We start from the raw sequence: 11,676 nt of genomic DNA, 5'->3' as shown, positions 1-11,676 counted from the left end.
GAAATGATGACGGCAAAGACCGTTTCTCAGCCGCGTTTGGGCTGACGGCCGAGGATCTGGCGCACGCCATCCTTGGTGAAGGGCTGCGCCAGTTGGCTGACGAAGCCGGGGGCGATCTGGCCCTTGATGCCAATATCGGTCGAGGATGGGCGGTCGGGATTGAAATAGGTGCCGAACAGCTGGTCGAACAGCACGACATTCTCACCGTAATTGGTATTACCTTCGCGCAGATCCTTCGAATGGTGCCAGCGGTGAAGTCGGGGCGTCGAGAAGACGAAATCGACAAGGCCCGTCCGCATGTCGACGTTGCAATGGGTCAGAATGCCGATGAAGGCCGTGACGGCGCCGAGCCACCAGAAGACCGGCAGCGGGGCGCCGAGCAGGTAGAGCGGGATCTGGCTCAACGCTATCTTGAACAGGGAATCGATGACGTGGAAACGGCCGGTATTGATGACCCAGAGGCGGGTGACGCTGTGGTGCAGCGCATGGAAGCGCCAGAAGAACAGCCGTTCATGGGCGATGCGGTGCGCCCAGTAGAGGCCGAACTCGGCGATGATGACGGCGAGGGCCGCCTGGAAGATCATCGGCCACGATGAGGGCCAGAGACTGAACTGCATGGCGGCGAGCGGCTGCAGCAGGCCGGCGGCGAGCATCGGAAAGATCGCTGCCGAGAGTGCTGCCAGCTGCACCAGGCCCTTGGTCAGGACCGTGTGGGCGATATCGTTGGCCGTTTCGCCATCCGCCTCGAGCCAGCGCTGCTCATAGGGAATGGTGCGTTCGAGCAGGAAGAGAAGCAGGACCTCGCCCGCATAAACGGCCGAAAAAGCGACCATCGGCCGATCGCCGGCGAAGGCGAAATGGGCGCCCGTCAGGCCGGAGAAAAACACCAGTGGCCAAGACAGATAGGCCAGAATGTACCTTGCGGCTGCGGCAGCTTTCGACGTCAATGTCATGTCCCCTCAGGAGCTCGCCGGCCTCAAGCGCGTTACCCAATTCCTCCCTTGATCGCGCGCCGCCCTCGCTGCACGGATCGATCCGGTAACGCCCCGGCCCGGTGTTCCCGCCACTCATGCCATTGATCGCAGCGGAATGCACGCCCGAGTTCTGCATGGCTGCGTGGAAGATCCGGCAGAGCTCAACAGATCTGGATATTCGGCAATCGCATCAGTCGTCACCAGATTGGCAGTATTTTTTGCAGCCTTGTCACTCCGAGTGCGAACATAGACTTCCAAGGCTTGCGCTACGTCAATTTGAGGTGGGGGATCAACCGATTGCCAAATTGATTGATGTTAACCTTTGATTAACCATCGCTCCCTAGCCTTCAGGAGACGCCGGTGATATGATCCAGGGGCTTATCGAGAGGCTAGACCTCTTCGAGGGTATTGCTGACCGCAAGTTCATGGACGGTGAACTGGCCTATGACGGACGGGGCTGGATTACTTCATCGGACATCGATCCCCTGCCCCCGCAAAACCGGCTTTGATAACCGCCCGGGGCGCAACGAATGCTGATGGCGTGCAAGCCTATCAGCGCTGGCTTGCTTATTCGATCAGATTGCCGTCCAGCCAAATCTTTGCGGATTAACCCATTAATTAGCAATCACTTGCGTTAGCGGCCGATGATGTTAGCCTCATCGCATCGATGAGGGTTGCGTATGACTATTGAAGAGCTGATCGATTTGCAGGAAGCGGGTTCACGAGCTCGAGTGCTCGGATTGAAGGCGCACGAGAACCCGTATCTAGAAGCTCACAGGATACCCATTGGTGACACCAGCGCCCTCGGCGATTGGCTCGCGCGACATGACGCGTGGAAATTCGGTTGGGAAGCAGAACACGCCAGCCGTGAAGGGCGGATTGCCACTCATGTCAAGGAACTGATTTCGTTTTCCAAACGGCCTGCGTTCGGCGCGTAATAGTATTGCGGGTCGTGCGCCAACGACGTGTTCGCTCTCTTCTCAGCATCATAGCCGCGCAGCATCGAACTTCACTCAAGTGTTCAAAATCATCGGTCTGAGCGTAGGTTGGCTTGATGGAAGCCTGATAGGCTGGGCGATCCGCTTGACCACGAAATCCCTGTGAGCTTGAGGGCCGGATACGCCCCCTCAGTTATAAGGGAACGAGGATTCCGCCACGCATTCGTGTCTTGAGACTGTTGCCCGCCTTTGCCAGATTGGCGGCGGCGGCTTTGCGGCTGCCAGCAATAAAATCAAAGGGATTGGTCGATGAAACGCGATATTGAAATCACCACGGCAGACGGCGTTGCCAAGGCGTCACTTTTCCGCCCTGACGGCAGCGAGGACAAGGTTCTGCCCGGCATTCTCTACTATATGGATGCACTCGGACCGCGCGACGCAACCGACATCATGGGCGAGCGTCTGGCGAATGCCGGCTATATCGTGCTGCTGCCCGATCTCTTCTACCGGTTCGGCTCCTACGGCCCCTTCGACGGCACCTCCTTCGGCAACGAGACCTCGCGCGCCGAGATCATGAAGATGATCCGCGAAACGACGCAGGAGATGACGAAGAGGGACAGCCAAGCCTTCCTTGACATGCTCGAAGCCGAAGGCGTTTCCGGTCCGGTCGGCGCCGTCGGTTATTGCATGGGCGGCGGCCGGGCGCTGACGGCAGCGGCCACTTATGCCGACAGGATCGCGGCAGCTGCAAGTTTCCACGGCGGCAATCTGGCAAGCGAGGCGCCCGACAGTCCGCATCGCCTCGCCGGCGATATCAAGGCGCGCGTCTATGTCGGCATTGCAGGCGTCGATGGCAGCTTCCCGCCCGAACAGTCCGCGCGGCTTGCCGAGGCGCTCCGCACGGGCGGCGTCGACCACATCATCGAGAACTATATCGGCATGTCGCATGGCTGGACCGTTCCCGATCGCGGCGAGACCTACAGCGAAAAGGGTTCTGAGCGGCACTGGAAGCGCCTGCTCGAACTTTTTGCAGAAACGCTGAGCTGAGATCAGCGAATGCGACCTCGCCCGGCCTCGGCGGGGTCTGCGAACACTGCGACCTGCTATAACTTTGCTGACGTGATAGCTCGATCATGCCCGCCATCTGCGGTGCCCTACAGAACGGCACGCCGTTGCACTGAAGCAGGAAGGCGACATTAGCCCATTGGGCTTGCACAGCGAATTATCTCACCGCGTGGCGACAGCACGCTTGGCCATCAGTTTGCCACGATGTGCCCTACCCTCCGCAGGCGTGTGCCCCAAACGAGAATTGGATTGATGATAAACTTCACGAAATCTGCCATCGGCATTCTGCTTGCCCTTGGCACTGTAGCCTCCACGTCGAGCATCGCGTCTGCGCAATATTACGAGGGTTACGACAGAGGCCCGCCGCCCCGTTTTGAACCTGACAGGGATTGGGGCAGGCCTCCCGCGCCGCCGCCCGGTTGGGGTCGTCCGCCGCGCGGTGGCTGCGATCCGCGATGGGCAGAGGACAAGGCACGTGATTTCGGCTTCCGCCGCGCTCGCGTCGTCGACGTCACGCCGCGGCGTGTGATCGTTCAGGGCTGGACACGGCGAGGTCCCGGCGAGATCAGCTTTGCCAATGTCCGCGGCTGCCCGGCGCTCCGATAGGGGCTGGCGGCCAATATGAAACGCCCTCGGCCGGTTTCCCGACCGAGGGCTTACGGACAAATTCTATGCCGGGCATTAGAGCTCACATCTTATAATGGCCATAACTTTGTCCCCACGTTTATATCCAGCACGAGGCGGCGCCGATTTTCACGCTCAGACTTCTGACGAAGCCGGGAACGGACCGTCATCCGATTGAATTTCACGCTGTCCGGCCTAACATCAACTCGATGAGCGGATTGCGGGCGCGCACAGCGCAAAAGCGACTGATGGCCGAAAGCTTTGATGTGCCGCCCGGCGGTGGTGCATTCGTCTTGCCACGCATGGCTGTCGGCCTCTTCCTCACCGATCAGCCGGGCCACCGCATCGCCGTCGGATCAGACAGGCGAAAGCCCATTCCGCTTGCCGCGGGCGACGGTTGGATCCTGCCGGCAGGTACATCCGGCATCTGCGAATATGATGCGGCCCTCTCCTATCTGAAGCTCGAACTGACCGATCCATTGCTTGTCGATGTTGGCTTCGACCGGGCACAGGATGTGGGCCCGGTTGTCGGCCGCATCGATCCGCTGCTCGCAGAGTTGGCGCGCCAGGCGGTCTCGACGGCCGCGGAACCGGCATCGCTCTATCGCGAGACGATGGAGCTCGCGCTTGCCGCCCATCTTGCGCATCTGCTGTCGCCGCGCACGGATGGGGCGGCAACGATCGATGACCGGCGCCTGCAGCGCGCCGTCAGCTATATCCATGACAATATCGCCGAAGATCTGTCGCTGGACGAGATCGCTTCTGCGGCCGCGATTAGCCGCTTTCATTTCGTGCGCGCTTTTCGCAAGGCTTTCGGCATATCGCCTTACCAATATGTCATCCACAAACGGATGGAGCGTGCAAAGATCCTCCTGAAGACGACGCGGCTACCAGTCGCGGAGGTCGCAGCCCGCGTTGGATACGACGACGTCTCCCGCTTCGGCCGGCATTTCCGGCGCCATGTCGGCACCACACCAGCCGCCTTCCGCATGGACTGACAGCCACAAAGCGCAAGAAATACCCACCCATCGCCAAGAATGGCTCCAGCTGCCGGCGCTCATCCCTGCCAAATTCCCTTCGACCGCAATGAGGAGCGGGTGGAGGATTTGCGATGAGACGCCTTGCTCTTTTGACGATCGGTGCGGCACTGATGAGCGCGAACGCCTTTGCCGCCGATATTCAGACGCGGCAGGTCTCCTTCGAGAACGAGGGGACGACACTCGCCGCCACGCTCTACCTGCCAAACGATTCCCGACCCGGAGAGAAGCGCCCCGGCGTGCTGGTCACCGGTGCCTGGACGTCGATCAAGGAGCAGATGTCGGGCCTCTATGCCCGCGAGATGGCCGAGCGCGGCTTCGTGGCGCTCGCCTTCGATTTCCGCGGCTGGGGACAATCGGGCGGGAATATCCGCTTCAAGGAAGACCCGACCGCCAAGACCGAAGATATTTCGGCCGCCGCCGACTACCTGGCCAGCCTGCCGGAGATCGATGCGTCCAGGATCGCCGGTCTCGGCATTTGTGCATCGGCCGGCTATATGGCGGCGGCTGCGACCGGGAACGCCCATTTCCGGAGCGTGTCGCTGGTCGCCCCCTGGCTGCACAATGGCGGCATCGTCGAGCAGGTCTATGGCGGCAAGGATGGCGTCGACAGGCTGATCGCGCTGTCACGCAGGGCCGAAGAGGCCGAACGGAACGGCACGCCGCAGCTCATCACGGCCGCCAGCTTGACGGACGAGACGGCGCTCATGTACCAGATCCCCTATTACACCGAGACCGGCCGCGGGCTGATCCGCGAATATGACAACAAGTTCAACCTCGCCTCCTGGGAGCCGTGGTTGACCTATGATTCCGTCGCGCTCGCCAGCCGCCTCGACAAGCCGCTGCTGATCGTTCATTCGGAGGCGGCCGCCGTGCCGCAGGGCGCCCATGCCTTTTTCTCGCTACTGACGAGTGACGACTCAGAGCTCTGGCTCGACAGTGTCAGCCAGTTCGATTTCTACGACAATCCGGAGGATGTCTCGCGTGCTGCCGATGCCGCGGCCCAGCATTTCCGGCGCTTCAACAAGCCCTGACCCGACCGTCCCCAGCCCGCCATTCAAGGAGAGACCGATGAAACGCCTGACCCTGATGGCGGCGATCTGCGCCCCCTTTGCCTGCCCGGATATAGCGGGCGCCGAGCCGATCGGCATCGACGACCGCATGGCCATCATCGACACGATCACCGACATCGCCGCCGGCGCCGATCGGCACCAGTGGAGCCGTGTGCGCGGGGCTTTCGCCGATCAGGTTACGCTCGATTATACCGGCCTCTGGGGCGGGCAAGCGACAAGCCAGAGCGCCGACGAGATCGTTGCCCAATGGTCGGGCTTCCTGCCGGGCTTCGACCGGACGCTGCATCTTGTCGCCAATCATGCGATCGTCGCGGCGGGCGATAGGGCGGCATTAGCCGAGGCCGATTTCCAGGCCGTTCATCGCATTGATGCCGATAGCTGGTCGCTGATGGGCCACTATCGGTACGAGCTCACTAAGCGCGACGGCGCCTGGAAGGTCACGCGGCTAGTGATGACGCCGACGCATGAGACCGGCGACCGCAGCCTGGTGAACCGTGCCGCGGAGCGTGCCAAGGCGTCCCGCTGAGCAATCCCTCTCGACCCAAGGAGGTGGCATGAAAGAGGCCGCGCCCGTTGAGAGAACGGATCACTGAGATGCAGGTGATGATCGAGGGACAGTCACACTTCCAGCCTTTCGGCTTATCCTGTTGGGGTTTCGCAGATCTCAACAAGGGAGTTGGAAGCATGACTGCCTCTTATAATTACCATATCGGCGTGGATTACCACAAATCCTATAGCCACCTTGTGGTGCAGGATAGCAGTGGCAAGACGCTGCGATCCGGCCGCGTGAAGAACGATCGCCAGTCGCTCGGTGGGTTTCTAGAGCGGTACCGCGAGAACTCGCATGCGGTTGTCGAAGCGACGCGCAACTGGATGGTGATGTACGACTGGCTCGACGACATTTGCGATGATGTCGTTCTCGCCCACCCGTTGAAGGTCAAGGCGATCGCCGACGCCAAGCTCAAGACCGACAAGATCGATGCGACGGTGCTGGCGCATCTGCTTCGAGCCGACTTGGTGCCGGAGGCTTGGGCACCCGGCGAACGCGCAAGAGAGCTTCGCGTCGCGCTGCGCGAGCGGATGTTTTACGTCCGGCTGCGCACGATGACGAAGAACCGCATCGTCACAGTGTTTGACCGCTATCCCGAGCAGACAGCCCAACTCAAGAAGCTCGGCGATCTGTTCGGCAAGGCCGGTCGCGTCCAGCTGGCGCAGGTCAACGTCGCGGAAATCGACCGCATCCAGATCGACCGTGGCCTCGACTTCATCGGCGACATTGACGTGCGCATCAAGCAGTCGGAAGCAACGATCCGGGCGATGACCAAGGCCAATGCCCATGTGAAGGTGTTGAAGACGATCCCCGGAATCGGCGAGTTCTTCGCCCGGCTGATCGACGCGGAGATTGACGATATATCCCGCTTTCGCAACCCGAAGAAGCTTGCCGCCTATGCCGGGCTTGTACCGTCGACCTATTCGAGCGGCGGCAAGACCTTCCACGGCAAGATCATCAAGCAGGGCAACAGGCGGTTACGCCCGCCATCGCTACAGATGCGCAGCTTCGCGCCCAATACGAGCACTTGAAGATCAGAGGAGTAAACAAGGCGCGTGTGGCCATCGCGCGCAAGCTTTTGACGATCCCCTTCCAGATCCTGCGTGACCAGCGCGCCTACGAGCCGCGCGGCACCAGCACCACGGAAGGCGCGTCGACGATATCCCGGTTGTCCTGATGTCGTTCTAGCGAGCCCGGCAGGACTGGGCTGCGCTCTTCAAGGAGAATGGGAAACCGGGAGCCGAACGCCACTCTGTGACCGAAGCCGAGGCATCAGGATCACGAATTGGAGCATGGTTCGAGAACCGAAGGACATCTTTGTCCTGCGGAAGATAGACGTTTAGCCGATCGGCGAAAATGCCGGTCAAATAACAAATGAACCCAAGGAAAATCCCGCAAATGCTGGTGTTTTGCCCCCTTGTGTTCTTTCATTGGAGATCGACATGCGTATTTCACAGGCTCTCACCATCTCGCTCGCGCTGTTTACCGCGGGCGCGTCCATGGCCGCCAGTCCCGATGAGAACAAGCAGGTGGTTGCCGATTATTACGCCGCCTATGCGAGCGGCGACATGAACCGTGTCGCCGGATTCTTTGCCGATGATATCGAATGGCACATTCCCGGCCATCATCCACTTGCCGGCACCAAACGCGGCAGGAACGAAGTCGCCGCCTTCTTCCGCGAACTCGGCAAGTCCGGCTTCCGCGCCGAACTCATAGCGCTCATGGCCGACGAGAACTGGGTGGTCGACATGCATCGGGGCTGGTCCAACCGCGAAGGCGCGGCCAATGTCGATACGATCTGGGTGCTCGCCTTCCGCATTGAGGACGGCAAGATCCGAGAAGCCCGCAACTTCGCCTTCGACCAGGCCGCCGCCGACATCTTCTTCTGGCAAGCGTATCCGCTGAAGCCGCTGCCGGAGAGGCTGGTGGAGTGAGACGGGCAAAGGGCAGGCTTACCCACGGTCATGCCGTCGAGCGGACTGCGGCGCGGTCCGCCACGCTCGGCCTGCCCTTTGCGGATCAAAAAGAACCTGTGCGGCAAAAGTCCTGAGGGAACCATTTTATCCTCCGTGATTTAAACAGCATGATCAGATCCATGCTAGTTTGCGGCTTCATATCGCTTTCAATCCACGGTGTCGGGAACGCCCAGCCGCTTGCGGCTCAAAACATCAATGACGCGTCGATTGATGCTATCTCCTCGGCCCCTCCGAGTGAAAGAGCAACGACGCCGGATCCAGCCATCATTCATCTGCAGGTGCTGCTGGATCGCGCCGGCGCATCGCCCGGGGTGATCGACGGCTTCTACGGTGAAAACGTCGTCAAGGCGATTGCCGGCTTCGAGATCATGCAACGACTCACGGTCGACGGAAGGCCCGACCTGGAGATGCTCTCTCGCCTTCAGGACGATCGGAAGGTTATCGGTCCATACGTCATTGCACCGGATGATGCCGCTGATCTCGTCGAGAACATTCCGAAGGACTACGCAAAGCAAGCGAAGATGACACATCTCGGCTACACAAGCGTCGCCGAGCGGCTGTCCGAGCGCTTTCATATGGATATCGACCTACTGAAAGCATTGAACCCTGGGGTCCAATTCGCCCCCGGCGAAACGATTTCCATTGCGGTCATCGGTACGCCGAGAAAGGGGAAGGCCAAGCGTATCGAGGCCCGCAGGAAAAGCGGCGAGGTGCTGGCCTTTGGCGAAGACGGATCTGTTCTGGCGGTCTACCCGGCAACGATCGGCAGCGACGACAACCCCTCGCCTGCGGGCCGGCACAAGGTAAACGGTGTCGCTCGTAATCCCAAATACGTCTATAATCCCAAAGTAAATTTTCAGCAGGGCCATAACAAGAAACTGCTAGAATTGCCGAGCGGACCCAACAACCCGGTCGGGACGGTGTGGATAGACCTTTCCGAGCCGACCTACGGCATTCATGGATCGCCGGAGCCTTCGCTGATCGACAAGGCTGGTTCGCACGGCTGCGTGCGGCTGACCAACTGGGATGTCGAGGAACTTGCCAGCATGGTGAAGCCCGGCGTCGTCGTCGACTTCGTCGATTGAGCGATCTTATGCGGAACGGCGCGTGGACGACCACTTCGACAGGATCCTTGATCTGCGCATGTCTGTTCGGTGGTATCGCTTGCGTTGGTACAGAGAGCGGATGCAAAAGCTCAACCGCGGCGATGATCGCGGGTCATTCCTTTTGCAGGACTTCCGCTGCGAGCGACGGTCGTCACCGCCGCCTCTCCACCGCCGTCACGGGCAAGGAGCGACATGCCATTCTGCAGCTTGGCGAAGAATACGGCAGTGGCCTCGCAGTCGAAGGTGTCGGTCGGCTCCCCCGTTGACGGCCCGCTCGCGCAAGCCGTGCTTTGATCACGCGGCCGAGGTGGCCTCGGCAGCGCTCAGCGCCAGATCCGTCACCTCGCCGGTCGAGGCATAGCCGGAGACGAGTTCAGCGAGCATTAGGCGAGCGGCGGGTATGTCGTTGCGGTCGAGGACTGCATCCAGAACCTTCAAGCGCTTGGAAAGCTCCGGCCAGGAGAGAAAATCCTCGCGCGCCTTCATGATGCGCGGATGCTGCGTCGTCTCGGGATTGTCGCCGATCAACAATTCCTCATAGAGCTTTTCGCCGGGGCGCAGACCCGTGACCGAAAGCTCTATATCGCCTTCGGGATTGTCGTCGCTACGAACCGACAGGCCGGAGAGATCGATCATCCGGCGGGCGAGATCGGCAATGCGAACCGGCTCACCCATGTCAAGCAGGAGAACGTCGCCGCCATCGGCCATGGCGCCTGCCTGAATGACGAGCTGCGAAGCCTCCGAGATCGTCATGAAGTAACGGGTGATGTCGGGATGTGTCAGCGTCACCGGGCCGCCATCTCTGATCTGCTGGCGAAACAGCGGTACGACGGAACCGGAGGAACCGAGCACATTACCGAAGCGGACCATGGAGAAATTGGTGTGCGTGCCGGCCAGCTTTTCGGCCGATAGCGCCTGCAGCACCATTTCGGCAAGCCGCTTGCTGGCGCCCATCACATTGGTCGGGCGAACCGCCTTGTCGGTGCTGATCAGCACGAAATTGGAGACTCCGTATTTTTCGGCCGCCTGTGCGGTAATCAGCGTGCCCATCACATTGTTCTTGATGCCTTCCACGGCATTCTGCTCGACGAGCGGCACATGCTTGTAGGCGGCGGCATGATAGAGCGTCTGCGGGCGCCAGCTCATGATGATATGTTCCATGCGGTCGCGATCGCGCACCGAACAGAGGATCGGCACGATCTGTACCTTCTGTTCATAAAGCTCCGAAAGCTTCAACAACTCGCCATGGATCGCATAAAGGGCGTATTCGTTCTGATCGACGAGGATCAGTTGCGTCGGACCGCAACGCAGGATCTGGCGGCAGAGTTCGCTGCCGATCGAGCCGCCGGCGCCCGTCACCATCACCACCTTGCCAAGTGTCGCCTTGTCGAGAAGCTCCTGGCGTGGCGCCACGGCCTCGCGTCCAAGCAGATCCTCGATTTCGAGTTCGCGGATATCGGAAACGGCAATGCGGCCCTGTGCAAGGGCGGTCAGATCCGGCAGCGTTCGCACATTCACCCGCGCCTTGCGGATCTGTTCGAGGATCTCGTTGCGGCGCTGGCGCGTTACCGAGGGCAGCGCCAAAAGCACGTTGTGAACATTCAGCGTCTGGACGAGCTCGGTCAGGTCGGAGGGATCATAGATCGGCAGGCCGCCCATGATGCCGCCCTTGAGCTTCGGATCGTCGTCGAGATAACCGACGGCGTTGAGCTCGGCACTATTCGTCAGTGCAGCCGCAAGCTGCCGGCCGGAACTGCCCGCGCCATAGATCAGCACCTTTGCCATCGCACCCTGGTGCAGGATGCGCTGATAGGTATCGCCGAGCCAGTAGCGGATGCCGAGGCGCGAAAGGCCGATTGCGATCAACAGAAGCAAGGGCTGCAGAATGCCGACGGTGCGCGGAATGCCGGGAACGCTGAGTGCAGTGAAGATCGTCGCGAAGGCAACGCCATAGATCGCGATCGCCTTCAGCACCGCCAGGAAAGCGGCAATGCCGGCATAACGGAAGATCGCCCGATACATGCCCATGACGACGAAGATCGGCAGCGCAAGACACAGCGACACGAGAACCGCGAGCCATTGCACGCCCGTCAGGATCGTCCACTCATTCAGGCGGAAACAATAGGCAAGCCAGATGGTGACGACACAGAGGCTGGAATCGACGATCAGTGCAAGAATGCGCTTGGCCAGACGCGGCATCGCCAAGAGCGGGCCGACTAGCGTCTGCATCGACATCCAGGACCGGCCGGTCTTTGATCCGTCGTTTGAGGGATCATAATGCATGTCTATACTGCCCACCCATCATTCCAGCCTGACTTCTTCTTGTCCTTTTC

The 11,676-nt window shown here is 60.6% G+C and carries 11 protein-coding genes and 1 pseudogene; 10 read left to right on the top strand and 2 right to left on the bottom strand.

All coding sequences use genetic code 11. The features are described 5' to 3' along the window. Window positions 1–26: 26 nt before the first annotated feature. Window positions 27–953, bottom strand: coding sequence for a sterol desaturase family protein (locus AB4Z13_RS26320; RefSeq protein ID WP_442207216.1), 927 nt, complete (start codon window positions 951–953; stop codon window positions 27–29). A gap of 386 nt (window positions 954–1,339) precedes the next feature. Here AB4Z13_RS26320 and AB4Z13_RS26315 point away from each other — a divergent pair, with 386 nt between their 5' ends. The 10 genes and pseudogenes from AB4Z13_RS26315 (at window position 1,340) to AB4Z13_RS26270 (ending at window position 9,322) form a co-directional block, all read left to right on the top strand. Next, on the top strand, window positions 1,340–1,483 hold the full coding sequence (locus AB4Z13_RS26315) for a hypothetical protein (protein WP_442207215.1): 144 nt from the start codon (window positions 1,340–1,342) through the stop codon (window positions 1,481–1,483). Window positions 1,484–1,654: 171 nt separating this feature from the next. Further along, window positions 1,655–1,912 carry a CrpP-related protein gene (locus AB4Z13_RS26310; RefSeq protein WP_442207214.1) on the top strand — a complete coding sequence of 86 codons (258 nt, stop codon included), beginning with the start codon at window positions 1,655–1,657 and terminating at the stop codon, window positions 1,910–1,912. Between the two features lie 309 nt (window positions 1,913–2,221). After that, the gene (locus AB4Z13_RS26305; RefSeq protein ID WP_113320267.1) at window positions 2,222–2,959 is read left to right on the top strand and encodes a dienelactone hydrolase family protein; all 738 of its coding nucleotides are present in this window, start codon (window positions 2,222–2,224) and stop codon (window positions 2,957–2,959) included. Window positions 2,960–3,229: 270 nt separating this feature from the next. Continuing rightward, complete coding sequence (locus AB4Z13_RS26300; protein WP_442207213.1) at window positions 3,230–3,583, top strand: hypothetical protein; 354 nt, start codon at window positions 3,230–3,232, stop codon at window positions 3,581–3,583. A 266-nt stretch (window positions 3,584–3,849) separates the two neighbouring features. After that, window positions 3,850–4,599, top strand: coding sequence for a helix-turn-helix domain-containing protein (locus tag AB4Z13_RS26295; protein WP_442207212.1), 750 nt, complete (start codon window positions 3,850–3,852; stop codon window positions 4,597–4,599). 113 nt (window positions 4,600–4,712) lie between these two features. After that, window positions 4,713–5,672, top strand: a complete 960-nt coding sequence (locus tag AB4Z13_RS26290) for an alpha/beta hydrolase (protein WP_442207211.1) — start codon at window positions 4,713–4,715, stop codon at window positions 5,670–5,672. A gap of 37 nt (window positions 5,673–5,709) precedes the next feature. Then, entirely contained in the window at window positions 5,710–6,237 is a 528-nt protein-coding gene (locus AB4Z13_RS26285; protein WP_442207210.1) for a nuclear transport factor 2 family protein, read from the top strand. A gap of 158 nt (window positions 6,238–6,395) precedes the next feature. Continuing rightward, window positions 6,396–7,438, top strand: a pseudogene (locus tag AB4Z13_RS26280) (IS110 family transposase). 265 nt (window positions 7,439–7,703) lie between these two features. Continuing rightward, window positions 7,704–8,195 carry a nuclear transport factor 2 family protein gene (locus tag AB4Z13_RS26275; RefSeq protein WP_442207209.1) on the top strand — a complete coding sequence of 164 codons (492 nt, stop codon included), beginning with the start codon at window positions 7,704–7,706 and terminating at the stop codon, window positions 8,193–8,195. Between the two features lie 149 nt (window positions 8,196–8,344). Further along, window positions 8,345–9,322 (top strand): L,D-transpeptidase family protein, encoded by a 978-nt coding sequence (locus tag AB4Z13_RS26270; RefSeq protein WP_442207208.1) that lies wholly within the window; start codon window positions 8,345–8,347, stop codon window positions 9,320–9,322. 315 nt (window positions 9,323–9,637) lie between these two features. Here AB4Z13_RS26270 and AB4Z13_RS26265 read toward each other — a convergent pair whose 3' ends face one another. Beyond that, window positions 9,638–11,626 (bottom strand): polysaccharide biosynthesis protein, encoded by a 1,989-nt coding sequence (locus AB4Z13_RS26265; protein ID WP_442207207.1) that lies wholly within the window; start codon window positions 11,624–11,626, stop codon window positions 9,638–9,640. Window positions 11,627–11,676 lie beyond the last annotated feature (50 nt).

Source organism: Rhizobium sp. YAF28, assembly GCF_052113285.1.
Lineage (GTDB): Bacteria > Pseudomonadota > Alphaproteobacteria > Rhizobiales > Rhizobiaceae > Rhizobium.
This window is presented reverse-complemented; position numbering and strand designations above follow the sequence as displayed.